Annotated in this window: 24 protein-coding genes; 11 read left to right on the plus strand and 13 right to left on the minus strand. The window is 63.0% G+C overall.

The window, feature by feature from the left end; genetic code table 11:
* Positions 1-98: 98 nt before the first annotated feature.
* From AC0L2H_RS24475 to AC0L2H_RS24485, 3 genes are all read left to right on the plus strand, one after another.
* Positions 99-869: an L-iditol 2-dehydrogenase gene (locus AC0L2H_RS24475; protein ID WP_473592630.1), complete on the plus strand. Its 771-nt coding sequence runs from the start codon at positions 99-101 to the stop codon at positions 867-869.
* Positions 870-972: 103 nt separating this feature from the next.
* The gene (locus AC0L2H_RS24480; protein WP_473592668.1) at positions 973-2,256 is read left to right on the plus strand and encodes an ABC transporter substrate-binding protein; all 1,284 of its coding nucleotides are present in this window, start codon (positions 973-975) and stop codon (positions 2,254-2,256) included.
* A gap of 86 nt (positions 2,257-2,342) precedes the next feature.
* Positions 2,343-3,116, plus strand: coding sequence for an SDR family NAD(P)-dependent oxidoreductase (locus AC0L2H_RS24485; RefSeq protein ID WP_473592669.1), 774 nt, complete (start codon positions 2,343-2,345; stop codon positions 3,114-3,116).
* Between the two features lie 52 nt (positions 3,117-3,168).
* Here the strand turns inward: AC0L2H_RS24485 and AC0L2H_RS24490 are convergent, their stop codons facing one another.
* Genes AC0L2H_RS24490 through AC0L2H_RS24500 form a run of 3 tightly spaced genes read right to left on the minus strand, consistent with a single transcriptional unit; the run spans position 3,169 to position 5,879 of the window.
* Entirely contained in the window at positions 3,169-4,305 is a 1,137-nt protein-coding gene (locus AC0L2H_RS24490; RefSeq protein ID WP_473592632.1) for a mannonate dehydratase, read from the minus strand.
* Positions 4,306-4,309: 4 nt separating this feature from the next.
* Positions 4,310-5,095, minus strand: a complete 786-nt coding sequence (locus AC0L2H_RS24495; RefSeq protein WP_473592633.1) for an SDR family NAD(P)-dependent oxidoreductase — start codon at positions 5,093-5,095, stop codon at positions 4,310-4,312.
* A complete protein-coding gene (locus tag AC0L2H_RS24500; protein ID WP_473592634.1) occupies positions 5,088-5,879 on the minus strand; it encodes a FadR/GntR family transcriptional regulator in 792 nt (263 codons plus the stop codon). The genes AC0L2H_RS24495 and AC0L2H_RS24500 overlap by 8 nt, the downstream gene beginning before the upstream one ends.
* A gap of 167 nt (positions 5,880-6,046) precedes the next feature.
* On the opposite strand from AC0L2H_RS24500, the gene uxuA reads away from it, so the two are divergent.
* From uxuA to AC0L2H_RS24515, 3 genes are all read left to right on the plus strand, one after another.
* Entirely contained in the window at positions 6,047-7,231 is a 1,185-nt protein-coding gene (gene uxuA / locus AC0L2H_RS24505; RefSeq protein WP_473592636.1) for a mannonate dehydratase, read from the plus strand.
* Positions 7,228-7,569, plus strand: coding sequence for a hypothetical protein (locus AC0L2H_RS24510; RefSeq protein ID WP_473592637.1), 342 nt, complete (start codon positions 7,228-7,230; stop codon positions 7,567-7,569). Before uxuA ends, AC0L2H_RS24510 begins: the two co-directional genes overlap by 4 nt.
* Before the next feature lie 319 nt (positions 7,570-7,888).
* Positions 7,889-8,143 carry a hypothetical protein gene (locus tag AC0L2H_RS24515; protein ID WP_473592638.1) on the plus strand — a complete coding sequence of 85 codons (255 nt, stop codon included), beginning with the start codon at positions 7,889-7,891 and terminating at the stop codon, positions 8,141-8,143.
* Positions 8,144-8,204: 61 nt separating this feature from the next.
* Here AC0L2H_RS24515 and AC0L2H_RS24520 read toward each other — a convergent pair whose 3' ends face one another.
* Positions 8,205-9,335: a DmpA family aminopeptidase gene (locus AC0L2H_RS24520; RefSeq protein WP_473592670.1), complete on the minus strand. Its 1,131-nt coding sequence runs from the start codon at positions 9,333-9,335 to the stop codon at positions 8,205-8,207.
* A 40-nt stretch (positions 9,336-9,375) separates the two neighbouring features.
* Positions 9,376-10,950 (minus strand): exodeoxyribonuclease VII large subunit, encoded by a 1,575-nt coding sequence (gene xseA / locus AC0L2H_RS24525; protein ID WP_473592639.1) that lies wholly within the window; start codon positions 10,948-10,950, stop codon positions 9,376-9,378.
* A gap of 118 nt (positions 10,951-11,068) precedes the next feature.
* Here xseA and AC0L2H_RS24530 point away from each other — a divergent pair, with 118 nt between their 5' ends.
* A complete protein-coding gene (locus AC0L2H_RS24530; RefSeq protein ID WP_473592641.1) occupies positions 11,069-13,285 on the plus strand; it encodes a bifunctional diguanylate cyclase/phosphodiesterase in 2,217 nt (738 codons plus the stop codon).
* A gap of 84 nt (positions 13,286-13,369) precedes the next feature.
* Here the strand turns inward: AC0L2H_RS24530 and AC0L2H_RS24535 are convergent, their stop codons facing one another.
* Positions 13,370-14,326 (minus strand): LysR substrate-binding domain-containing protein, encoded by a 957-nt coding sequence (locus AC0L2H_RS24535; protein ID WP_473592643.1) that lies wholly within the window; start codon positions 14,324-14,326, stop codon positions 13,370-13,372.
* Between the two features lie 178 nt (positions 14,327-14,504).
* Between AC0L2H_RS24535 and AC0L2H_RS24540 the strand changes: the two genes are divergently transcribed.
* The gene (locus AC0L2H_RS24540; RefSeq protein ID WP_473592644.1) at positions 14,505-14,792 is read left to right on the plus strand and encodes a DUF1127 domain-containing protein; all 288 of its coding nucleotides are present in this window, start codon (positions 14,505-14,507) and stop codon (positions 14,790-14,792) included.
* A gap of 437 nt (positions 14,793-15,229) precedes the next feature.
* Here the strand turns inward: AC0L2H_RS24540 and AC0L2H_RS24545 are convergent, their stop codons facing one another.
* From AC0L2H_RS24545 to AC0L2H_RS24560, 4 genes are all read right to left on the minus strand, one after another.
* Positions 15,230-16,315, minus strand: coding sequence for a DUF937 domain-containing protein (locus AC0L2H_RS24545; RefSeq protein WP_473592646.1), 1,086 nt, complete (start codon positions 16,313-16,315; stop codon positions 15,230-15,232).
* Between the two features lie 102 nt (positions 16,316-16,417).
* Positions 16,418-17,791, minus strand: a complete 1,374-nt coding sequence (locus tag AC0L2H_RS24550) for a glutamate--cysteine ligase (protein WP_473592647.1) — start codon at positions 17,789-17,791, stop codon at positions 16,418-16,420.
* 164 nt (positions 17,792-17,955) lie between these two features.
* Positions 17,956-18,690 (minus strand): 16S rRNA (uracil(1498)-N(3))-methyltransferase, encoded by a 735-nt coding sequence (locus AC0L2H_RS24555; RefSeq protein ID WP_473592648.1) that lies wholly within the window; start codon positions 18,688-18,690, stop codon positions 17,956-17,958.
* Positions 18,691-18,721: 31 nt separating this feature from the next.
* Entirely contained in the window at positions 18,722-19,363 is a 642-nt protein-coding gene (locus tag AC0L2H_RS24560) for a hypothetical protein (protein WP_473592649.1), read from the minus strand.
* Between the two features lie 88 nt (positions 19,364-19,451).
* Between AC0L2H_RS24560 and AC0L2H_RS24565 the strand changes: the two genes are divergently transcribed.
* Together AC0L2H_RS24565 and AC0L2H_RS24570 are read left to right on the plus strand one after the other, a co-directional pair.
* On the plus strand, positions 19,452-20,150 hold the full coding sequence (locus AC0L2H_RS24565) for a type 1 glutamine amidotransferase (protein WP_473592650.1): 699 nt from the start codon (positions 19,452-19,454) through the stop codon (positions 20,148-20,150).
* Positions 20,151-20,562: 412 nt separating this feature from the next.
* Positions 20,563-20,703 (plus strand): hypothetical protein, encoded by a 141-nt coding sequence (locus tag AC0L2H_RS24570; protein WP_473592672.1) that lies wholly within the window; start codon positions 20,563-20,565, stop codon positions 20,701-20,703.
* A gap of 60 nt (positions 20,704-20,763) precedes the next feature.
* Here AC0L2H_RS24570 and AC0L2H_RS24575 read toward each other — a convergent pair whose 3' ends face one another.
* From AC0L2H_RS24575 to AC0L2H_RS24585, 3 genes are all read right to left on the minus strand, one after another.
* Positions 20,764-21,558 (minus strand): metallophosphoesterase, encoded by a 795-nt coding sequence (locus AC0L2H_RS24575; protein WP_473592651.1) that lies wholly within the window; start codon positions 21,556-21,558, stop codon positions 20,764-20,766.
* 123 nt (positions 21,559-21,681) lie between these two features.
* A complete protein-coding gene (locus AC0L2H_RS24580; RefSeq protein WP_473592652.1) occupies positions 21,682-22,818 on the minus strand; it encodes an alpha-hydroxy acid oxidase in 1,137 nt (378 codons plus the stop codon).
* A gap of 18 nt (positions 22,819-22,836) precedes the next feature.
* Positions 22,837-23,640 carry a FadR/GntR family transcriptional regulator gene (locus AC0L2H_RS24585; protein ID WP_473592653.1) on the minus strand — a complete coding sequence of 268 codons (804 nt, stop codon included), beginning with the start codon at positions 23,638-23,640 and terminating at the stop codon, positions 22,837-22,839.
* A gap of 206 nt (positions 23,641-23,846) precedes the next feature.
* Here AC0L2H_RS24585 and AC0L2H_RS24590 point away from each other — a divergent pair, with 206 nt between their 5' ends.
* Complete coding sequence (locus AC0L2H_RS24590) at positions 23,847-25,169, plus strand: DUF3422 family protein (protein WP_473592654.1); 1,323 nt, start codon at positions 23,847-23,849, stop codon at positions 25,167-25,169.
* Positions 25,170-25,402: the final 233 nt, after the last annotated feature.

A 25,402-nucleotide genomic window follows, 5' to 3' on the forward strand; every position in this document is an offset into this window, starting at 1 on the left:
TCTGAAATATCTTGCACCGGTGAACATCCGTAGCTATCCTCGCTGCCATACCCTCCGGCTTGTCGTTGTTGAGGGCAGGTGTCGGGTAGGAGCGGTCGATGAAATTCACTGCCAGGGTTGCGGTAGTGACGGGTGGGGCCAAGGGCATCGGGCGCGCCATCGCTGAGCGCTATGCGCTGGAGGGCCTCGACGTCTTTATCGCCGACAGGGTCGAGAACGAGGCGCGCGCCACGGCCGAGGCGATCGGGCCGCGCGCCAAGCCCATAGCAGTGGACGTTACCGACGAAGCGTCGGTGCAGAATATGATCCAGATGATCGCCGAAAAGGCTGGCGGCATCGACGTCCTCGTCAACAACGCGGGCGTCTTCGACATGCTGCCGCTGCTCGAGGTAACGCGGGAATCGTACCACAGGGTCTTTTCCGTAAATGTCGAAGGCCTGCTGTTCACCTTACAGGCTGTCGCGCGCCACATGGTCGAGCGCGACAAGGGCGGCAAGATCATCAATCTGGCATCGCAGGCAGGACGTCGCGGCGAGCCACTGGTCTCGGTCTATTGTGCCTCAAAGGCGGCGGTCATCAGCTTGACGCAGAGCGCGGGGCTTGCGTTGGCCAAGCATCGCATCAACGTCAATGCGATCGCGCCTGGCGTCATCGACACGCCGATGTACGACTACGTCGATTCTCTCTGCGCCAAGTACATGAACATCCCCGTGGGCGAGAACAAGCGACAGGTTTCGGCCGGCGTGCCTTACGGGCGAATGGGGAAGCCCGACGAAATCGCTTCCATGGCGGCATTCTTGGCCAGTGACGATGCCGACTACATTGTCGCCCAGACTTACGGGGTCGATGGCGGCAACTGGATGGCCTGAGGTTCGTCAAGCCACGTGTCGCGATCTTTTCGTGGCTTGACGGAAGGAGGAGAAACGGATCGCAAGGAGAAGTGAAGTGAGGAAAGCAACAATTGCGAACCTGATGCTCGGGTCCCTGTTGAGCGGGACCGCTATCGCGCAAGCCGAGGACATTACGATCGCCACCGTCAACAATGGCGACATGATTATCATGCAGAAGCTTGCGCCGGAGTGGGAGAAGGCAACCGGCAACAAGGTCAACTGGGTGGTGCTCGAAGAGAATGTTCTGCGCGAGCGTGTGACCACGGATATCGCCGCCAAGGGCGGTCAGTTCGACATCGTTACGATTGGCGCTTACGAGACTCCGATCTGGGGCAAGCAAGGCTGGCTCTCGTCGCTGAACGACCTCGGCGATGACTACGACTACGAAGACGTGTTCGAATCCCTGCGCAATGGTCTCTCCGTCGATGGACAGCTCTATGCGGTCCCCTTCTACGCGGAAAGCTCATTCACGCTCTATAGAACGGACTTGTTCGAAAAGGCCGGTCTGAAGATGCCGGAGAAGCCGACCTGGGATGAAATCAAGACGTTCGCCGACAAGCTGACCGATCGATCAAAAGAACAATACGGCATCTGTCTGCGCGGCAAGCCAGGTTGGGGCGAGAATATGGGTCTCGTCAGTACCATCGTGAATTCCTTCGGCGGTCGCTGGTTCGACATGGACTGGAAGCCGCAACTGACCTCCGAGCCGTGGAAGGGCGCCATCACCTTTTACTCCGAACTCCTGAAGGCCGATGGCCCGGAGGGCGCCACCTCGAACGGCTTCAATGAGAACCAGGCGCTTTTCGCCAGCGGCAAGTGTGCGATCTGGGTCGACGCAACGTCGGCCGCTGGCCGCCTCTACAACAAGGACTTCTCCAAGGTCGGCGACGCCATCGGCTATGCGCAGCCGCCAGTGAAGGTTACCGACAAGGGCGCCGGCTGGTTCTGGGCCTGGTCACTCGCGATTCCCGCCACCACCAAGAAGCTCGACGCCGCAAAATCCTTCGTGAAGTGGGCTACGTCGAAGGAGTACGTCGCAAGGGTCGGCGAGACCGAGGGCTGGGTCGCCGCGCCTCCAGGCACGCGCAAATCCACCTATGCCAACGAGAATTACAAGAAGGCCGCACCCTTCGCCGAGATGGTTCTGCAGGCCCTGCAGAAGGCTGATCCGAGCCATCCGACCAAGGATCCCGTGCCGTATACGGGTATCCAGTTTGTCGCGATACCTGAGTTCCAGGGTATCGGCACGACCGTCGGCCAGGCGATTGCCTCGGTGGTTGGTGGCCAGCAGACGGTGGACCAGGCACTCGGCGAAGCGCAGGCGAGTGTCGAGAACACGATGACGGAAGGTGGCTATATCAAGTAGGCGCGCTCTGGCTGGCTTTCATGGACGATGCCGGCAATGCGGCGGACCGTCGACGGCCTGCCGCATTTTGCTGGGAGGACATTTTGATGTACTTGGTGAAGTATGCATTGGCCGGGTCGGTCGCCGTCGTTACCGGAGGCGGTCGCGGCATCGGCTTGGCGACAGCCGAAGCTCTGGCGGAGGCCGGCGCGAAGGTCGTGATTGCCGATCGCGATCCGGCATTGCTCGACACGGCGCTGCTGCATCTCGCGGCGAAGGGCTATCAGGCCGAAGCGATAACGCTCGATATTTCCGACCCGGATGCCGTAGAACGAGCCGCAGCCGATGCCAACGAACGCGTCGGAAACATCGACATCCTGGTCGCGAACGCCGGGATCACGCTGCCGGATACGGGAGCTGAATCCATTACGGATTCGGACTGGCGCAAGATCCTCGACGTGAACCTGAACGGCGCGTTCTGGGGTTGCCGGGAATTCGCCAAGCCTATGCTCGCGCGGGGGCGAGGCTCGATCGTGGCCGTCGGCTCCATATCGGGGCTTATATCCAACAATCCGCAAAGGCAGGCCCACTACAACGTGTCGAAGGCGGGAATCCATCACCTTGCCAAGTCACTGGCGGGCGAATGGGCGGAGCGGGGCGTCCGCGTCAATTCCGTAGCGCCGACCTATGTCGACACGCCGATGTCGAACTCGAGTTTCACCGATCCGGCCCGCTTTCCGATCTGGATGAGCTTCACGCCTATGAAGCGCGTCGCCCGGCCGGACGAGATCGCCTCCGCGATCCTATTCCTCGTAAGCGATGCGTCCAGCGCCATCACCGGCGTTACACTGCCCGTCGATTGCGGATACACCATCTGGTGACGGGGAGCCCGAATTGCCACAGGCGGCGATTCTGGTGTGCGGAATGGCAGGATCACAAGGTATTGGTCGCCCATAGATCGCGTCGCGTCCGGCGGCTTGTCGGATTGGTACGAGAAGGCCCCAGCGCCGCTGCGTTCTGGACCAGCGCGCGCATATAGCCGAGCGCAAAAGCCTTTCCGGCGTGCCAGGGCGCGTCGCAGGACATTTCCGGCGTATGGTCGGGGATCATCACGCCGTCATAATTTTCGTCGCGCAGGATGCGGACAATCTCGGCCATGTCGATATCGCCGTCATCGACGAAGGTCTCGTGATAGTTCGGCACTTTGCCGCGCACGTTGCGGAAGTGGATGTAGCCGATGCGCCGGCGTCGGGCGAAGCGCCTGACGTGCCCGTAAATGTCGTCGGTTCCCGGCATTTCCTGCAGCGAGCCGAGGCAGAGCTCCAGCCCGTTGGCCGGCGAGTCGATTATGTCCATCAGCCGGTCGTATTTCTCCGGCCGGTTGACGAGCCGCGCGGCGCCACGCAGCGACTCGGCCGGTGGGTCGTCGGGGTGCGCCGCCAGCATCACACCGGCTTCCTCGGCCACCGGCACGATTTCGCGCAGGAAGAGTTCGAGCCGCTGCCAAAGCTCGTCGCTGCTGACCGTCACCGGCTCGGCGTTCGGCCGCCCGGCGCGGTAACGCATGTTCCAGACGACGCCGTCGGGGAGAGGCAGATCGGCATCGATGGCGGCGAGGTCGAGACCCACAGAAATCGCCTCGCCGCGGGCAAAAGGGCCGCGCGACCAGCCCCAGACGCCGGCGATGGAGAAGTTGTAGCCAATGCAGGGGATGCCGGCGCGCCCGGCATCGCGGACAAGGCGTTTCAGCCCTTCGATCTGCTTCGAACGATCGAGACCGCCGAGCAGCACATCGGACCAGAAGCGGGGCGAGAAATTCTCGATCGCGGCGATCTCCAGTCCGCTGTCGCGCACCGTCTTCACCAGGCCGGCGAAATCCTCATGGTTCCACAGCTCATCGGTGGAGCAGTCGCCCCAGCCTGCCTCTTCGCCGCCGGCGGAGAGCGAGGGATCGCGGCCGCGAAAATAGTTGGTCAGGTGGGCAACGATGTGGGTGGCGCCCGCCTGTCGGGCAAAGCGGAAATTCTCCGGCGTCAGCGATTCCCGGTAAAGGCCAAGACCGATCTTCATGGCTCTATTTCACGCCGATGCCGGCGGTCAGGCCACCATCGATCTTGTAGTCCGCGCCGGTGCAGAACCCGGCCTTCGCCGAGCACAGGAAGGCGATGAGCTCCGCTACCTCCTCCGGCTCGCCGATGCGGCCAAGCGGATGGGCCGCGCCGAAGCGCCTGTAGGCCTCTTCGACGTCGGCATCGCTGCCATTGTCGCCACGCGCCGCCTTCTCGAGGATCGGCGTGCGGATCGAGCCTGGGCTCACCGAATTGACCCGGATGCCGGCCGCCGCGTAGTCGAGCGCCAGCGAGCGCGTCAGCGTGTGGATGGCCCCCTTGGTGGTGGCATAGGCCGCGACGTTCTGCTGGCAGGCGAAGCCTTGCACCGAAGCCACGTTGACGATGGCGCCGCCGCCCCGCTTGATCATTTCCGGGATGCCGAAATGTGCGGTCAGGTAGATCGATCCGATATTGACGGTCATCGCCCGGTTCCAGGTTTCCCAGTCGGTCGTCGTCGCCGTTCCGTACGGATGGACCGCGGCGGAATTGACGATGATGTCGATGCCGCCGAACCGCTTGACGCCGGCCGCGACCGCGTCGCGAACCTGGTCGGAAACGGAGACATCGACGGTCTGCACCAGCGCATTTGCTCCGGTTTTGGCGAGGCTTTCCTGCATCGCGGCATTGGCCGCCCGGTCGATGCCGCAGGCGATAATCGCGGCGCCGCCTTCTGCCAGACGGCTTGCGGTGGCGAGCGCGATGCCGGTCGTGCCGGTGATCAGCGCAACCTTGTTCTCAAAGTCAGACATGATGCAAATCCTTGGAAGATGCCGGGTTCGGCTGCGCCGGGATCGCCGGTGAGGTGCGGACGTTTTCGAGATCGTCGGGAACGAAGCGCAAGCCGAAATCGAGATGTCGGCTCATCAGGTAGCTATAGGCGATACGATCACGCGCGCGCAGCGCCGCGATGATCTCGCCATGGGCGCGGCGTGTTTCGCTGAGGATCGGCCGGATGGATTTGCCGACGGTCATGATGTGCAGGATGACTGGCGAGAGGAACTGATAGGTCTGTACCAGCATGCGGTTGCCGGCGAGCTTCACCAGCGCCAGGTGAAAATCGAAATCGCGCTGTGCCGCCTCCTGAACATCCTTGCTGGTTTCGATCAGGCCGTTGACCTCGTCCAGGGCGTCGAGTTCGGCGGCGCTGGCGTTGAGAATGACATGGTCGCCGATGCTCGCTTCGATGATGCGGCGAAACCCCTGGATGTCGTGGAACGAGGTCTTCGAGATATCCATCTGCGCGGCGAAAAAATTCTGGATCGCCACGTTCTGGCGATCGGCCAGCACCGCGCCGACGCGCGGCTTGGGATCGATCAGCCCATAGGTGCGGATGGTGCGCAGCGCCTCGCGGATCGTGTTGCGGCTGGCGCCGAACAATTCGCAAAGCTCCCGTTCGGTGGGCAGCACGTCGCCGACGGACATGGCGCGATTGCGGATGAGGTCGAGGATCTGCCGCACCGTCTGGTCGACGGCCGAGCTGCTGACCCCGGCATCTTCCGTCGCTTCCGCTGGGTCCTGACCAATCTGCTCCAAGGGATTGTCTCCTCGATATTTGTTGGACCAGAACTACCGTCAAACGGGCATTAAATCAACCGATGTGCTGCCGGTAGGCCAGAAACGGTCGATGCGAGGCGTATTCCAGCGTGTTGACAGCGCTGTGGTCCAACAATATGGTCGCCGTCTCACACTTAGGAGGCCTTATGGAACAGTGCTGGCGCTGGTATGGACCGGACGACCCGGTGACACTCGATCATGTCAAGCAGGCAGGTGCGACAGGCGTGGTTTCGGCCCTGCACGATATCTATGATGGCCGCGCCTGGCCGCTCGAGAGCATTCAGGAGCGCAAGCGGATCATCGAGGCGGCAGGGCTGACCTGGTCGGTCGTCGAGAGCATCCCGGTCCATAATTCCTTCAAGATCGGCGCACCGGAACGCGTGCGCTACGCCGGCTATTATCGCGACAGCATTCGAGCGCTTGCGAAGTCCGGCATCGCAACGATCTGCTACAATTTCATGCCCGTGGTCGACTGGACCCGCACCGATCTGGCCTACCGGCTGCCAACGACGGGTTATGCCTTGCGTTTCGATGCGATTGATTTCGCGGCCTATGATTTGTTCGTGCTGAAGCGCGGGAATGCCGAGGCAGGCTACAGCGCCGCCCGCATCGCCGAGGCGGAAGCGCGGCTGAAGGAACTGAGCGCCGAGAAGATCGACCAGATCGAGCGCAACCTCATCGCCGGCCTGCCGGCGACCGAGCGCAGCTATAACCGCGACAGCTTTCGCGAGGCGCTGGCGGAATACGATGCGATCGGGCCGAAGGAATTGCGCGACAATCTTGCCTGGTTCCTGCGCGAGATCATTCCTGTGGCCGAAGAGGAGGGGGTGCGCATGTGCATCCATCCCGACGATCCGCCCTTCTCGCTCTACGGCCTGCCACGCATCGTCTCGACCGCCGAGGATGCGCGCTTCATCCTCAATGCCGTCGACAGCCCAGCCAACGGCCTGACGTTCTGCACCGGCTCCTACGGCACGCGCGCCGACAACGACATTGTCGCCATGGTCAAGGAATTCGCCGACCGCATCCATTTCGTCCATCTGCGCAACATCACCATCGAGGACGACGGCTCGTTCTATGAGGCCGAGCATCTCGAGGGCGGCACCGACATGGCGCATGTCATCCTCGCCTTGATGCAGGAGGAAGCGCGCCGTCGCAAGGAGGGCCGCGCCGACTGGCAAATTCCGATGCGGCCGGACCATGGCCACCTGCTCGCCGACGATATCGGCAAGACCAGGATCAACCCCGGTTACTCCTTGATCGGCCGGCTGAAAGGCCTCGCCGAGCTGCGCGGCATCATGCGCGCCGTGGAGCGATTCGGGCTGGCTTGAGAGTCTCGGCGGATAAGCGGTCGCTGTTTGCGTATGTAAAACTATTTGCCTATCCGATCGTTGATGAAGCCAAAGGCTGGCTCTACGTGTCGGACAGTGTTGGCGAGGACAATCGCTCGGGCATCTTCCGCTATGACCTCAAGACCGGCGAGGGCAGTTTGTGGTGCGGCGCGGCGGAAGGAAGCAGGATGGCGAGCAGAGTCGACATTGCATGGGGATGTCACTATATAGCGGCGGCTTCGACGGCTCACGTCCGTGGAGCGACCGTAAATGCGCTACATGTTGTGACACCTTTTGTGATAAATGTCGGTCTTAAAAAACCGGGAAAAAGCGAATAGAAACAATAGCGCGGGATCGCCATGGATCCCAGCGAACGGTACCAGTCTCCTCTAGAACAGAACGTGCTCCTTGAACCTGCGATTCCATCAGCTCTGTGGAGCTTGGACAAGATTGGCTTGCCGGGTGACGACGACTCGGCTGGAATGGAATATGCATCCTTTGCGGGGTGGCGACGTTTATGATTACCAACGGGGTTAGAGCGCCGCGCGTCCGTTGGACGCGCAAAGGACGCTCTAAGAACTTAAGCTTGCGCATCGTGCTTTCCGAAAATCGATTCCGATTTTCGGGCCGATGCGGCGACCGCCAGGGAACAGCAGTATGAGTGAACACGCGATCGAGTTCTTGCAGGGGTGGATCGGCGAAAAGGTCCAGTGCCAGCCCTCGCCGGAGAGGATCGAGAAGCAGGCCGAGACCCTTGCGAAGGAGTGCGCGGCCAAGGCTGCGGAAGCCGGCATACCCCTGGAGGATATCCAGGAAGAGGTCGGCGACATCCAGGAGCTCATCGCGTCGCGGCTGGAAGAGGCAGCCGAGGCCGAAGAAGACGAAAAGAACGCGGGCAAAGCTGCCGAGTAGAAATGCCGAATCCGGGGAAAGAGGTCGCGGCTTTCAAGCCCGCCTGACAGCCCGTACGGCCCTATTCCGTTGGACCCGCACCGAATCTGTCCTTGAGCCATGCCTTCGGTAGCGCCGGCACGAAATTGCCGTCGCGCCCGGTCATGTCGTCATTGGCGGTGAGCGCATTGAGGATCGCTTCCTCCACCCCCTGGATCACCGCGTCGAAGAACGGATCGATATCGCTGTCGGGGATGAAATCGGCCTTGGCGATGCGCCCTGACGGCGCCAGCGACGCCTCCGGGTTGGCCGTAGAAAAGGCCAGGAAAATATCGCCCGAACTATGATAGCCGAACCCGCCGGTCATGGCGACGCCAAGCGGCACCCGCCGCGCCAGTCGCTTCATCTGATGTGGCAGGAACGGTGCGTCGGTGGCGACGATGGCGATGATCGAGCCCTTTTCGGCGCGTGGCGTGCCTTCGCGGATCGCCGGCTCCTTGAGATCGGGCCCGGCACGCACGCCGCGAATGGTCAAATTATGCCGCTTGCCGAAATTTGCCTGCACGAACACGCCGACCGTGTAGCTGCTCCCCCGCCATTCGACAATGCGCGACGCGGTGCCGGAGCCTGCCTTGAAGCCGAAGCTGATCATGCCGGTGCCGCCGCCGACGCTGCCTTCCTCGATCGCCCCGCTTGCGGCCGCATCGAGAGCGGAAAAGACATGCTCGACCCCAAGATGGTGGCCATTGATGTCGTTGAGGAAGCCATCATAGGTTTCGCCCGCCACCGGTAGCGCCCAGGCGCTTTCGAGCGATTGCGGCAATGTCTTCTGCATCCAGCGCAAGGTCGCGTCGCGGCTGACGCCGCAGGAATGCGTGTTGGTGATGGTGACCGGAAAATTGAAGGCGCCGGTTTCCTCGATGATATGCGAACCGGTCAGTTCGCCATTGCCGTTCTGGCTGAACATGCCGGCAAAGACCGGCGTGGCGAGATCGGCGTGCGGTCTGGGCAGGATAGCGGTCACGCCGGTGCGCACCGGTCCCTTACCGACCACCAGCGGCCCGTCGCCCATAATCAGCGTGGTGTAACCCACGGCGACACCGGGCACGTCGGTGATGGCGTTGAACCGGCCGGGCGCGCCGTCAAAACCGATGCCGAACGCTCTTGCGCGCCATCTGCCGGAAGGTGTCTGTTGGTGCGGATTGCCGGTCATGGGTGCACAGAAGTCATAGGTGTTCAAAAGCCATGGCTGCTCAGAACAGGGAACCCTGGTTGCCAGGCTCCCTGGATTTGGCGGCCGGTCTCGTAATTGCCTTCGGTCTTGCCGGTTGTGCCATACCGCTGGTGGCAATGGCCTCCGCGGCGCCGTCGGCGAACTCCAGCGAAAGCGCCATTCCCGGCGCCACTTCCGCCGCATGCTTGACGACCGCTCCGTCGGCGTCCTTCACCAGGGCGAAGCCGCGCGCCAGCACGGCCTTGTGCGACAGCGTCGCCAGCAGCCGGTCGGCCTGGGTCAGTTGCCCGCGCAGGCGGTCCAGCCGCCGTGAAATCGCCTGGTCCTGTCGCCGCGTCAGCCTCGTCAGTGCATCGGCCTGCAATTTCTGCCGCCTTGCGATCGGCGCGGGCGACAGCCGCGCCGCGTTGCGTGAAAACCGCGCCCGCCGCTCGCGCACGATGGCGAAGAACGCAGCTTGCGCGCGGGCGAGATCGCGGCCGGTGAGCGTGCGGGCTTCGTTCATGCGTCGCGACAGGGTGGCCGGCGTCAGCCTTTGTCCTTGCAGCCTGGCCCGCTTGCGATCGATGCTGACCGACAGCGCCCGGCCGAGCCGGCTTGTTGCCTCGTCGAAGCGGCGGCGCGGCAGCGCCAGCAATTGATCGGGTGAGGGCAGCGCGCGGGCGGCAGCGCGCACGAGCTGGCGTTTGCGTTCGAAATTGCGGGAGACGGCAGCTTTGAGCCGTGCGCCGAGACCCGCAAGCGTCGCTTCGAGATCTGCTTTGACCGGCACGGCAATTTCGGCGGCACCCGTCGGCGTCGGCGCCCGCACATCCGCCACCAGGTCGATCAGCGTCCAGTCCGTCTCGTGGCCGACGGCCGAAATCAGCGGAATGCGCGAGGCAGCGACGGCACGGGCGAGCGCTTCGTCGTTGAAACCCCAGAGGTCCTCGAGGCTGCCGCCGCCGCGCGCCACGATCAACAGGTCGGGATGTGGGATGGCGCCATCCCTGGCAAGCGCGTTGAAGCCGTTGACGGCGGCGGTCACTTCCGCGCCCGCCGTCTCGCCCTGCACCCTGACCGGCCAGACAAGCACATGCAGCGGAAACCGGTCCTTGATCCGGTGGATGATGTCGCGGATGACCGAACCCGTCGGCGAGGTGACGACGCCGATGACGCGCGGCATGAAAGGCAGCCGCCGCTTGCGCCCGGCATCGAACAGGCCTTCGGCCTGCAGCCGCCGCTTGCGCTCCTCCAGCAGCGCCATCAGCGCGCCGGCGCCGGCGGGCTCGAGATTGTCGATGACGATCTGGTAGTTGGATTTTCCGGGATAGGTGGTGAGCCTGCCGGTGGCGATCACCTCCATGCCTTCCTCGGGTCGGAACTTCAGCCGGCTCATCGTGGTCTTCCAGACCACCGCATCGAGCCGCGCACGGTCGTCCTTCAGGCAGAAATAGGCATGGCCGGAAGAATGCGGCCCGCGATAGCCCGATATTTCGCCGCGCACGCGCACGTGGCCGAAGACATCCTCGACCGTGCGTTTCAGCGCGCCGGAAATCTCGCTTACCGTGTATTCGGTGGCGTTGGTGCGTGATTCGGATGCAGCGTCGCTCATGGAACGATTGAGGGGCGGTTGTCCGCCCGCGTCAAGGCGTTCCCCGTCATGGCTGATCTCATAACGTCATCTTAAGCCTGATTTGGTTGACTCTGCGGCAAGGAGGTGCCCACGACGCATGAGCGCACGTGTAAACCGCAGTCCATTGACGTTCCACGTCACTCTGACCGTGCTGGCGCTCGCCGCTTTTGCGCTGGCCATGGTCGTAGGCTTCGGCTTCTACGCTGTTGTGCAGGCCGACCATGTCTCCCTCGAACGCCAGAAAATCTTTTTCGCCAATGGGTTTAAGGATCAGATCGCGGCGGTGGAGCGCGAGCAGGAAAGTATCGCTGTCTGGGACGATGCCGTCGTCAACGTCAAGGCGGGCAATCAGGACTGGATGGTCGAGAACATCAGCGTCTGGATGTATTCCTACTACGGACATGACCGGGTCTATGTGCTGGACGCGGCCAACAATCCGGTCCATGCGATGCGTGAAGGACAGGTGGTGGCGCCGGCGACCTATGGCGAGGACAAGCCCGCCCTGCTACCTACCGTCGAAAGACTGCGCCGACTGATCAGCCAGGCGTCGAAAGAAAACCAGACTGGCGACCCCGCCAAATTGATTGCCGAAGACCTGGTGCCGCTCGGTGGCGAACCTGCCATCGTCAGCATCATGCCGCTGATACCGAGTACCGACCGTGTCACCCAGGCGCCGGGCAGTGAATACCTCCATGTTTCGGTGCAATTCATCAATGATCGCGTCATCGGCAAGATCGCCGGGAAGTACCTGCTGGCCGGTGCACATCTGCTGCCCTTGTCGCAGCCGATCAGCTCGGCCGCCATTCCGCTGGTGGATTCGCATGGTGTCATTCTGGGTTATATCGGCTGGGACCAGGAGCGTCCTGGCCTGACGCTGGTGCGCAAGGCGGGGCCGGCACTGGTCATCGGCGCGTTGCTCGCCGCAAGCGTGCTGGCATTCCTGTTGCGACGTCTTCGCCGGGCCTCATTCGCATTGCAGACCAGCCAGGACCAGGCCCAGTATCTGGCTTTTCACGATACGCTTACGGGTCTTCCCAATCGAGCTCTTTTCGAGGACAGGCTCCGGCAGGCCCTCCTGACAGCCAGTCGCGAAAAGGCCAGGGTCGGGTTGCTTTACCTCGATATCGACCGCTTCAAGCATGTCAACGATACGCTTGGCCATCCGGCCGGTGACGAACTCGTGCGCCAGACCGCGGCCAGGCTTCAGCAAACAATTCGCGAAATCGATACGGTGGCTCGGCTCGGCGGTGACGAATTCGCCCTGATCCTGATCGATATCCGCGATATCAGGACCGCCGAGGATATTTCGGAACAACTTCTGCAAAGGCTGCAGGAACCCTTCAAGCTGATGGACGATCAGGTCTTCATCAGCGCCAGCATCGGGATTGCGATCTCGTCGGGTCCCGATGTCGACTCCGACGATTTGCTGCGCAAGGCCGACATCGCTCTTTACGAGGCCAAGAAGAACGGTCGTGGCCGCTATCAGGTATTCGCCGGCGACATGGACGATCTTCTGCTGCGCAAACGCAAAGTCGAGAGCGAGCTTCGCAATGCCCTGAATGGGGGAACCGGCATCAAACTGGTGTATCAGCCGATCTTTGCAGCCGATGGCAGGACGATCCTCGGCGCGGAAGCACTCATCCGCTGGGCGCACGAGGTCCACGGCGCTTTGCCGCCGGCGCAATTCATCGCCATCGCGGAAGAGCGTGGCATGATCGGTCAACTCGGCAAATGGGTGTTGCACGAGGCCTGCCGGTTCGCCATTGGCACCAGATTGCCCTGGGTGGCGGTCAATGTGTCACCGCTGCAATTGCGCGATTTCGGTTTTGCCGAGCAGGTTGCATCCGTTCTCAGGGAAACCGGGCTGGCGCCGGAGCGCCTGCAGATCGAGATCACGGAAAGCGTTCTTCTGGAAAGCAGCAATGCCACCAGAATGGCTTTGGCTGCCCTGCGGCAGTCTGGTGTCGGCATCGTGCTCGATGATTTCGGCACGGGGTATTCGTCGCTGAGCTATCTGCGCCGCCATGCTATCGACAAGCTCAAGATCGACCGCTCTTTCGTGCGCCTCCTCGACGACGGCGACGGCAGTTCGTCGGCGATCGTGCGGGCCTTGATCGACCTCGCCGTCGCCCTCAAGGTCGAAGTCACCGCGGAAGGTGTCGAGACAGAGGAACAGAAAGCGCAGCTCGTTGGCATGGGCTGCCATCAATTGCAGGGTTACCTGCTGTCGCCGCCGCTGGAGACAACCCAGTTGCTCACCCTTCCGGGCCTGTCGACCGGTGACCAAAGCGGGCATGCCATCGCCCACGCCTGATAAAGCCGCCCAAAGCATGCCCTCGGCTTGAGCCGGGGGTGCCTGGCGCTTCTGGAAAGACGCCATGCCTAAAACAGAGAGAACTTACCAGCCCGGCAGGATCTGGTTCGGCTTGGTCCGCTTCATCTTCGCAACGGCGAGCGCGGCGAAGTCGAAGCTTCCCGCCTCTTCGCCGAGCGGCACCGAAATATTGTCCAGGCTTTCCGAGATATGGCGGGCCAGCGCCTCGACGATCTCCGGCCGCGATGTCTGGCCGCGCATGATGCCGATGCGGCAATCGGGCAGGACGCCGAACCCGTCGGCGTCGCCCAGCACCCGCATGCCGGGCCTGAGCGCGCATTCTGGCAGCACCGAGATCGCCAGGCCGGACAGCACCGCGGCGGTGATGACGGTTGCCGAGAAGCTGGTGAACAGGATGCGATAGTCGCGGTTCTGCCGGTCGAGCACATCGACGGCGGCGCGCCGCCAGATGCAGTTCGGCCGGCCGAAAGCCATCGGCAGCACGTCCTGCTCATGCGTCGCATGGTTGGCCGAGGTGACCCACAGCAACGGCTCGCGCCGCACCACTTCCGATTGGCCATGCGCGTCATTGTGCGTCACCAAGGCCAGATCGAGATTGCCTCGCTTGATATGCTCGACCAGCCCCGGCGTCGGCTCGCAGATCACGGTCAGCTCGACACGCGGATTGGAGCGCGCGAACCGCGCCATGATCTCGGGCAGGAAGCGATCGGCATAGTCGTCCGGCGTGCCGATGCGGATCGTGCCTTCGAGGCGTCGGTCGTCGAACGCGGCCAGCGTTTCCCGGTTGAGGAACAGCAACCGTCTTGCGTAGGAAAGCAGCTTGTCGCCTTCCTCGGTCAGCCTGTTGGTGCGCCCGTCCTTCTCGAACAGCGGCTTGCCGATCCGCTCCTCCAGCCGGCGCATCTGCATGGACACCGCCGACTGGGTGCGGTGCACTTCCTCGGCTGCGCGGGTAAAGCTGCCGGTGTCGGCGATCGAGATGAAGGTCTGCAACTGATCGAGATCGAGAGGTGCTTTCATCGGCCCAATCCATCACTAGTGTTGATGTCTAGGATTAGAAACATTCGTTGGATTAATCAATCGCGCCGTGGCAAATTCTCGATTGTCCACATGAACGCAGGTGAATCCGGACCGGAACGGCGCTTTTCCCGGCGCCGATACGCTTGGTTTTGCCCGTTCGCATCCGAAGGAGATTGACATGGCTACGTTCGAATTCGCCTCCGAGACCTCGCGCATCACCACGCGTCCGGCCGTTGCGATGCGCGTGGCCAATGCGGTCGCCAATGCCTGCCGCGCTTGGAAAAATCGCCGCGCCTTCTATCGCCTCGGCGAGATGTCGGACGCCGAGCTCGCCGATATCGGTTTGACGCGCGCCGACCTGCACGTCGCCAATGTGCCGTTCGGCCGCGATCCGACGGTCAGGCTGCGCGCGATCGCCACCGACCGCGCCGACACCATCGAGGATCTGGCCCGCAAAGTGGCCTGATTGCGTTGCTGTTTCGGTCGCGTTGAACTTTTTTTGAGGGGCGACGCGGCCAAGGACTATCGCAGGCTCCCACTCCCTGCCGGTTTCCCCCCGGCCGCCTGCATCCTGCCCGGTCCCGCGAGGACCGGGCATTTTTTTGCTCAAAACTGGTCGATGAAATGAGCAAGCCAGTCGTGAGTAAAGATCAAAGTCCCGAAAGCCAAAAAGCACAGGACCCAAATTCCATATCCGGTGCGATTGGCTTCGTCGAATGGCTTCCACTGTGATGAAATCGGCTTGCCGTGCTTCAGAGCGTCTTGAATGTCGCGGAAGCTAGGGGTCTTTCTTGGGTCTACAAGATCATATCGAAGAAAGGCGTAGGCAGCTCCGAGTATAGAAGCAATTATCAAGACGTTGGTGACAATCTGGCCTAAGCTCATTTCTTCAATATACTCAACCTACCGCCGACCCATTCCCTGCTTGAACTGGTCGAAGATCGACTCCATTCCCTTCTGGTAGTCGTCGCGCTGCTGCGCACCCGTCTCGAACATCTTGCCGAACAGATCGTCGAATGGGTTTCTCGGCCTGCCGCTCGGATTGGGCGCCGGCTGCGGCGCCTGGCGCTGCTGCGGCGCTGGCTGTCCGCCAGCCATGCCGCCTCCTTGGCCGCCGCCGAACATGTCCTGCAATACCTTGCCGAGCGGATTGTCGTCCATGGGGTTCTGCGTTTGCTGGGTCCGTCCCTGCGGCTGCTGCGCGCCGCCGCCGAACATATCCTGCAGCACCTTGCCGAGCGGATTGTCGCCCATGGGGTTCTGCGTCTGCTGGGGCTGGCGCTGCGGCTGCTGCGCGCCACCTCCGAACATGTCTTGCAGCACCTTGCCGAGCGGATTGTCTCCCATCGGGTTCTGTGTCTGCTGGGACTGGCCTTGCGGCTGCTGGCCGCCACCGCCGAACATATCCTGCAGCACCTTGCCAAGCGGATTGTCGGCCGGGCTGGCAGGCTGCGGCGCCTGGCGTTGCTGTGGAGCCTGGGCGCCACCGCCCGCCTGCCGCATCATCTGCTCGATGAGCTCGCCGAGCGGATTGCCGCCGCCGCCGAAGCCGCCTGCCGCCTGCATCTGGTTTGTGGTCTGCTTGAACAGGCCGCCCATGACCATCGAAGCCACGGCCGGCAGCATCTGCTGCAAGACCTGTTGGCTGACGCCGCTCGCCTGCGCGGCCTGGCTGGCAACGGCGCGGGACAGATCCTTCGAGCCGAACAGATGCCCCAGAATGCCGTTGCCTTCATCGACGCCTTGCGGCGAGAAGGCCCGGCTTGCGTCTTCGAAATATTTGGCGTGCTGGCCGCTGGCCATCGCCGTCATGAAGGAGCCGAGCCCATAAGGGTCGGACGTGTTGCGCTTCAGCCCCTGCGAGAAGGCCGGCAGCAGCGCCTCGACCGCCGATTGCGTCTGCTGCTGCGAAAGCCCGAACTGCTGGGCAAGCGCCTGCATGCCGTTGCCGTTCTGGGCCTGCGCCAGAATGTCGAACAAGGAAGGCATTGGTTTCTCCTCCGGAAAATCCTCGTGGAGAGAACTTAATTCGTTTCCATCACTGATTGAAGCGACTTCTGCCGAGCAGTCGGCCAAGCGGATAGCGAACGGTTAATACGCGTACTCCATGAACACCGGCTCGATCGAGCCGCCCCAGCGCGTATGATAGGCGGAGAGCAGCTCTTCGGCGCTGGTGGTGCCGCGCGCGACAACTTCGTCCAATGTGTTGAGGAACGAGGTTTCGTCGTAGCCGTCGCGGTTTTTCTTGTCGCGGTTCTTCAATCCCATGCGTGAAATGACAAGCACGTCGCGGGCGATCTCGCGCAAGGTCGTGTTGCGGAAGGACGCCGAAATGCCTTGCTCCGGCACGGCGTCGCGCATCGCCAGCACCTCTTCATAGGTCCAGTTCGAGGTCAGCGCTTCGGCTGCGTCGAGCGCCGCCTCGTCATAGAGCAGCCCGACCCAGAGGGCCGGCAGCGCGCAGATGCGCCGCCACGGCCCGCCATCGGCGCCACGCATTTCAAGGAACCGCTTCAGGCGCACGTCGGGGAACAGCGTCGACAGATGGTTGGCCCAGTCGCCCATTGTCGGCAGCCCGTCCGGTATCTCGTTGCGGGCCACCCCCGCCATGAACTGGCGGAAGGTGACGTGCGTCATGTCATGATAGCGGCCGTCGCGGATGACGAAATACATCGGCACGTCGAGCGCCCATTCGACATAGTCGGCGAAGCCGAATTCGGGCGAGAAGCAGAATTCCAGCAGGCCGGAGCGCTGATTGTCGGTGTCGCGCCAGATGTCGCCGCGCCAGCTCTGAAATCCGTTGGGTCGGCCTTCGGTGAAAGGCGAGTTGGCGAACAGCGCCGTCGACAGCGGCTGCAGCTTCAGCGACACCTGCATCTTGCGGCGCATGTCGGCTTCGCTCTCGAAGTCGAGGTTAACCTGGATGGTGCAGGTGCGATACATCATGTCGAGGCCCTTGCTGCCGACCTTGGGCATGTAGCGCGTCATGATCTCGTAACGCGACTTCGGCATTTTCGGCGTCTCGGCCAGCGACCATTTCGGGCTGCCGCCGAGGCCGAGAAAACGGATGCCCATCGGCTCGGCGATCTCGCGCACCTGCGCCAGATGCGCATTGCCCTCGCGGCAGGTCTGGTGGATCGTTTCCAGTGGCGCGCCCGACAGTTCGAATTGGCCGCCGGGCTCCAGCGAAATCGCCCCTTGGCCGGTCGGCTCGACCAGGCCGATGATGCGGCCTGCGTCCATGATTGGATCCCAGCCGAGCTTTTCCTGCATGCCTTCGAGGATGGCGCGGATGCCGCGCTCGCCGCCATAGGGCACCGGCGCGTTGCCGTCGACATAGAACGGGAATTTCTCGTGCTCGGTGCCGATGCGCCATTTGTCGCGCGGCTTGTTGCCTTCGGCCAGATGCTCGACAAGCTCGTCGACGCCTTCGATAGGCCTGAAATCGGTTGTGTCGCGCGCCATGAAAGTTCCGATCAAAGTGCTACAGCGGCCTTTGCGCGTCCGAAAGGACGCACGGCGCTGCAGGCGGCCGGATGGCCGCCGGCGCTAGATGGACGAAATGTCAGTAGCCGATCAAGAGAAAAATCCTGAGCCACAGGTCAAGAGGAATTGATTCATGGCCGGTCTCACCAATCGCCCACCGTCGCCTGTATCACCGCAAGGGCGGCCACCGCGGCCGTGTCGGCGCGCAGGATGCGGGGCCCGAGCGGAATGGCGGTGACGAAAGGCAGCGCCCGCAGCATCTTGCGCTCGTCCTCGGAAAAGCCGCCTTCCGGACCGACCAGCAGCCCGAGCTTGCTTTCTCTCAACACTTGCAGCGCCGGCAGGGGATTGTTGGTCGAAGCGTCCTCATCGCAGAAGATCAGCCGCCGCTCTCTGTCCCAGTTGCCGAGCAGGCGTTCGAATTTTTCCGCTTCGCGCAACTCCGGCACCGCCAGTATGCCGCATTGTTCGGCCGCCTCGACGACGTTGGCGCGCAGGCGGTCGATGCCGGGCTTTGCCACTTGCGTGTGCTGGGTGATGACCGGTTGCAGGATGCCGGCGCCCATTTCGACCGCCTTCTGCACGAGATAATCGAGCCGCCCCTGCTTGAGCGGCGCAAAGCAATAGACGAGGTCGGGCAACGGCGGCTGCGGCCGCTGCGGGGCCAGTGTCTTCAGGCGCACCGCCTTTTTCGACTTGGCGGCGATCGCCGCCGACCACTCGCCGTCGCGGCCGTTGAACAGCAGGATTTCGGCGCCTTCTTGGAGCCGCAGCACGTGCATCAGATAGTGGCTTTGCTGCGGGCTCGCCTCGAACTCGATGTCGGGTCCGAGGTCGTCCGGCACGAACAGCCGCTGCATCTTGTAATTGGCACGCATCGCCGAGGAATGGGCGAGCCGGCCGTTGCCGTCAAGCCTCGGCGGTGGGATGCCAGACCGGCTCGTAGCCCTGCCTCAGCACGCAAAGAGTTGTTGCCGGCGTAAGCAGGCCGAGCGGACGGCCGGCAAAGCGATCGAACGCCACCGCTTCGTCATAGCCGGCAAACGACCAGAGCAATGCCTTGCCGCCGCGCAGCGCGTAGACTTTGGCGTCATCCGCGACCATGGCGCCGTCCGGCAGCCCGGCAAGATCATCCACAGCCGGTGGTCGCCCGCCCGATGCCAGCCGCTCCCGATGCAGCCGCTTGTCGACCATCGGCGCGCGTGGCTTGGCTATGCCGAAAGCCTCGCCAAAGCGCCGGACGAAGTCGCTTGCATGCTCGCGTCGGCAGAAGAAGCAGGGCCGATGCCCGGCAGCGAGCGCCGTCACTTCATCGAGGAAGAACAACTCGGTCCAGCCTGCCTTGCCGCCTGGCCGGTTGCGCCCCATCGGCTCGCGCCTGACATCGCGGAATTGGCACACACAGATGATCCAGGCCTGCAGCGCCCAGCGCTTTTTCAGCAGCGTCTTGGTCTGGGGGTCATGGATGATGCCGCGATTGCCCGTGAACAGGCCGCGTTCGGGGACGGCGTGGATGGCGCCGAACGGATCGACGCGGTTCTGCAGTGGCATAGCTTTCTCCCCGAATACGCATCTTGGCTGAAACGCCGGTGCCATGATATCGCTCGTGGCATCATTTACATGTCAGCAGGTTTCTTCCATGCGGGTGCTGGTGGTCCAGAATTACGACAACACCGGCCTTGGCCAGGTCGGCGCCGCCCTTGCTGAAGCGGGAGCCGACCTCGATCTGCGCCGCCCCTATCAGGGCGAAGCCTTGCCGCAGGACGCCGCCCAGCATGACGCCATGGTGGTGCTTGGCGGCGGCCAGAATGCGCTGGCCGACGACGACTATCCGTATTTTCCCGCGTTGCTCGAACTGACCCGCGATTTCGCCGGCAAGGACCGCGCCGTGCTCGGCATCTGTCTCGGCAGCCAGCTGGTCGCCCGCGCCTTCGGCGGCGAGAACCGGATCGGCGCGGCCAATGAATTCGGCTGGTGTGGCGTCTCACTGACGCCCGATGCCAAGGTCGATCCGGTGCTCGAAACGCTGCCCGAAAACTTTCCCATTTTCCAATGGCACGACGATACGTTTGTGCTGCCCGAAAACGCCGTGCGGCTGGCCGGCAATGACGTCGCCGAGAACCAAGCGTTCCGCATCGGCCGCGCGGTCTACGGCTTCCAGTTCCATTTCGAGGCCGACCAGCCGATGGTTCGCGACTGGAGCGCGTCCTTTGCCCCGCTCATCGCCGCCCGGAATCCGGATTGGGCAGGCAAGCTCGACGGCGAAATGGCCAGCAACGGACCGCTGGCCGACGCCGCTGGCCTGGCCATCGCCCGCGCCTGGGTGGCGACGATCTGACTAATGCATGTCGCGCAAAAGTGTGCAGCGGTTTTGCGGTAGCGACATGCGTAAAAGCAAGAATCTGAAGCGCGTCGCATAAGGCCGGTCGAACGCGACGCGCTTTGGAAGATATTTGCGCCTGCAAGGCGCCGCGCTCCGATTGCCATACCGGACGTTGCATATTTAGCACGCGAGCGAAAATCCGCTGTGGACTGCTTGTTTCATCCTTGGCTTGTGTCCGCCTGCCATCCTAGAAGACGCGCGCTCTGCATCTTCCGCGCAACGCGATGAACCTTTTTTCGCCGCGAAGCGACACACGGCCGATACAGGAAACGCCTAGAAGCGCGAAACCTTAAAAGATCTTGGTAACTCGCTTCTTCAACAGATTCGTAACAGTCTTCATGCACAAATGCAGAAAGCTCAACCAGAGATGACGTCCGTGAAAGCAGCGCTTCTGTCCTTTGCCATGCTGTCCGCCATCGTGCTTTTCGGCTTTGGCACCTATGCCGGCGACGTGGCCAACAACCACAACGCCGTCGACGGTTACGGCGTTACCGCCGCGCTTCGCTGATACGATTTGCCGGGCTTGAACCGAGCACACGCAGTAGCTTTTGAACGTGTTCTCCCCGCTCTAGCCCTTTTCCCCCGATATCGCCAGAATGCGCTTGTCCGCCCCGTCCACGACGAGCGCGGTCAGGTTTCCCGATTGCCAGGCGAGCGTGTCGACATTGACACGATTGGCCATGACTTCGGCCTCCGGCACGGGCGTGTGGCCATGCACCACGATCTTCGGATAGAGGCCGGGATGGTTGTGGAAGACATCGCGGATCCACATCAGGTCCTGCGTGTCCTGCTCCTCCAGCGCGACGCCGGGCCGGATGCCGGCATGACAGAAGAAGAAGTCGCCGAATGTCAGTGAAAACGGCAGCGACCGCAGGAAGTCGACATGGGTTTTCGGCACAGCCTCGACAAGTGCCGCGTGCCCTTGGCGTAGCGCCGCCTCGCTTCTGCCAAACCATGCGCTGCCTTGGGGCAGCGCCACGCCATAGGACTGCGCGGTCTGGATGCCGCCATAGCGCATGAACAGCCCATCCGGTTCGGGGGCATCGAGAAAATCGAGAAAGCCGATATCGTGGTTGCCGGCGAGCATCAGGTAACGCGGATCGCGCTTCCGCACCTCGATCAGAAAGTCGATGACGTCCTTGGAGGCCGGCCCGCGATCGACATAGTCGCCGAGATGGACCACGCGCCAGTCGGCCGGCCGTTCCTTGCTGATCTCCGCCGCGATCCCTCGATGCATGGCGGCCAGCAGATCGAGCCGGCCATGCACGTCGCCGATCGCATAGAGCCGCACGCCGTCGGGCGCGCGCGCGTTGAGGAAGTGGATGCCGGATGCGGCCAATGCCTGTGTCGCTTCAGTGCTCATGCCATGACGAGTCTAGACCATGATCCCATATAGTGGAAACCGGTTTTCGGAAAAGTGATGGTCAAACAAGAAGATAGGGCAGCCTCGCGGTCATCGCATGTTTCCGTACAAACGCGGCGCGCTTTAGCGCCGAAGCTGGTCCTTGCCCATGTCCGTCGCCAGGCGCTTTCCGCACAGCGCCAGTGTGATGTCCATCTCCTTACGGATGATTTCCAGCGCCTTGGTAACACCTTCCTTACCGAGCGCGCCCAGCCCGTAAAGGAAGGGACGGCCGATATAGGTGCCCCTGGCGCCGAGGCACAGCGCCTTCAGCACGTCCTGGCCCGAGCGGATGCCGCCATCCATATGCACTTCGATGCTGTCGCCGACCGCATCGGCGATCTCTTCGAGCGCCATGATCGACGACGACGCGCCGTCGAGCTGGCGTCCGCCATGGTTCGAAACGATGATCGCGTCGGCGCCGGTCCTGGCCGCCATCAGCGCGTCCTCCTTGTCGAGAATGCCTTTCAGGATCAGCTTGCCGCCCCAGCGCTCCTTGATCCAGGCGACATCCTTCCATGACAGATGCTGATCGAACTGCTCGGTCGTCCACGACGCCAGCGAGGCCATGTCGCCAACGCCCTTGGCATGGCCGACGATGTTGCGGAAGGTACGGCGCGGCGTGCCGGCCATGCCCAGGCACCAGCGCGGCCGGATGGCCATGTCGACAATGTTCGCGAGCGTCATCCTGGGCGGCGCCGAAAGCCCGTTGCGGACATCCTTGTGACGCTGGCCGAGGATCTGCAGGTCGAGTGTCAGCACCAGCGCCGAGCACTTTGCCGCCTTCGCCCGGTCGATCAGGCCCAGCACGAAATCCTTGTCGCGCAGCACATAGAGCTGGAACCAGAATGGCTTTTTCGTCACCGAGGCGACGTCCTCGATCGAACAGATGCTCATCGTCGAGAGCGTAAACGGCACGCCGAATTCTTCCGCCGCCTGCGCCGCCAGCATCTCGCCATCGGCATGCTGCATGCCTGTCATCCCGGTCGGCGCCAGCGCCACCGGCATCGCCACCTTCTCGCCGATCATGGTCGATTCCAGCGAGCGGTTGCTCATGTCGACCAGCACGCGCTGGCGGAATTTGATCTTGCCGAAATCCTCCTCGTTGGCACGATAGGTGCTTTCGGTCCACGCACCTGAATCGGCATAGTCGAAGAACATCTTCGGCACCCGGCGGCGCGCGAGATCCTTGAGATCGGCGATGGTGAGTATGGCGCTCATGATGGTCTCGACTTGTCCTTAGGAATGTCTACGTGCCGGTACGTTGTCGCCGGCGTCGGAGCGTTGCTTGAGCCTCAGCCGTGACACGCGCTGCCAGTCGCCGCTGCGCTCGGCTTCGGCCATGGATCGTTCGACGTAGTTGATGTGGTCCATCGCCGCCTGCCTGGCCGCGGCCGGGTCGCCGGCCTTCACAGCGGCATGGATCGCCCGGTGCTGTGCCAAAAGCGCCTCGCGCGCGCCCGGCACGCTGAACACCAGAAGCCGGTTCTGGAACACGCCTTCTGACAGCAGCCGGTAGCAGGCGCGCAACGTGTGCAAAAGAATGATATTGTGCGCGCATTCGCAGATCGCGTGATGGAACTCGACATCGATTTCCGCCTCGTCGTCGAAGTCGCCGGTCCGGTGCGCCTCGTCCATGCGCGCCATGATGCGGTCGAGCAGGGCCAGATCGTCCTTGGTGGCGCGCCGCGCCGCGTATTCGGCCGCTACGGCCTCGATCTCGCGGCGGTATTCCAGATAGTCGGTCACCGCCTTGCGGTGCATGGAGATCAGGTCCGTCACCGGCTTGGTGAACAACTGGCCGATGACATCGGCGACATGGGTGCCGCCGCCGGGCCGTGTCGTCAAAAGCCCGCGACCTTCGAGCTCCTTGAGCGCGTCGCGCAGGATCGGCCGCGACACTTCGAACTGGCGCGCCAGCTCGCGCTCGCCGGGCAGCCTGTCGCCAGTGCGCAGCACGCCTTCGAGGATCAGGTTTTCGATCTGCTGCACCACCTCGTCGGCAGTGCGCGAATGCTCGATCCTGGAGAAAATGTCGCTCAAAGGGGCGCCTGGGAATTGAACCGGTGTCGCGCAGGATAAAGCCAGTGTCGCGAACTGGTCAAATTATTTATCCAATTCGCCCCGATCGGGTCGCTTCGACGCCATGGCGCAGTATCGCCCTCGGCTAAACTTTGTTGTTTGCGTCCCAGGACGATTGTCTCTAGAGGACGCCATTGCACGAAGGGTCAAAAAGAGGGGGACCAGCCGTGTCGGACGATCCGTCCAATCTCGAATTCCAGCCGCGCGCCAAGGGCAGCGTCATGGGCTTCCCGGCATACGAGGGAAGGCCCGGCGCGCTTGGCGAGGTCCACGCCCGGCCGCATCCGCTGGTCGAAAAGCCGCGCGTTCTGATCCAGCTTTCCTTCATGACCGAAGGCGGATCCGGCGTCGACATGGCCGTGCTGTCCGAACTGTCGCGCCGCCTTGGCATCGCCGCGCCCGACCGTCATGCCCGCCACCACGCCATGAAATGGGGCCAGGGCTCGCTGCGCTGGGAGCGGCACACGGAATTCTCGACCTATCTGTGGGAAGGGCCGCTTTCCGAAAGCGGCAGGGCGCAGGAGGACTCTCCCTTCGGCAATGGATTTTCGCCGCCGGGAACAGTCATTTCAGGCATCAGGCTCGAAATCCGCAAATGGACGCAGGCCAGCGAGAGGCTCATCGCCGGCTTCGATCCGACCAGCCTGTGTTATTCGCTGGTCGAGCGCGGCAACGCCGCCATCGTCACCGACTTTCGTCAGGATGGCGATGGCCTGACCCGCATGCTGGTGCTCGATCGCGGCCTGACGCCGGCGCGCACCGGGGCGCTGTCGCAGCGGCTGATCGACATCGAAACCTACCGCACGCTGGCCATGCTCGGCCTGCCCTTGGCGCTGACGCTGTCGGGCCGCGCCCGCCGCATCGAAGACAGGCTGGCGCAGACGACACTTGAAATGAAGGTGGCCGAGACCCGTGACAGCCAGACCCTGCTTGCCGACCTGACCGAGCTTGCCGCGGAACTCGAGGCCGACGCCGCCTCCAGCCTTTACCGCTTTGGCGCCAGCCGCGCCTATGACGGCATCGTCGTCGAGCGGCTGGAAGCGCTGGAGGAAGAGGCGGTGCCCGGCTACGACACCTGGGGCGGCTTCCTGCAACGGCGCGTCGCGCCCGCCATGCGCACCTGTCGCTCGGTCGAGGAGCGCCAGGCCAACCTGTCACGCAAGCTCACCCGCGCCACCACGCTGCTGCGCACCTGGGTCGATGTCGAGGTCGAGAAGCAGAACCGCGACCTGCTGGCGTCGATGAACAACCGCGCCCGCTTGCAGCTTCGGTTGCAGCAGACGGTGGAAGGCCTGTCCGTCGCCGCTGTCTCCTACTATGTCGTCGGCCTCATCAGCTACCTCGCCAAGGGCGCCTCGATCTTCGGTCATGCCATCGCGCCGGAAGTCGTCACCGCCGCCTCGGTGCCGCTGGCCATCCTGCTCGTCTGGTGGGGCGTGCGCCGCGTGCGCCGGACGCACTCCGAGCCGGCGAAACATCCGGGCGAGTAGGTCGCGCAATCTCCCCCCTTGAGGGGGAGATGTCGCCGAAGGCGACAGAGGGGGTCGCCTCGCGTGGAGCGCCAACCTCGCTCACGACAGAAGATGGCGTCGGCGATCTACGAGAGACGACCCCCTCTGACCGCTTCGCGGCCATCTCCCCCTCAAGGGCAGGGCAATCGCAGATGAAAAGCCAAGGCTTTCGCTTTACGATGGACCCCCACCCCTAGCCCCTCCCCACAAGG

This window comes from Mesorhizobium sp. WSM4871 (assembly GCF_055811295.1).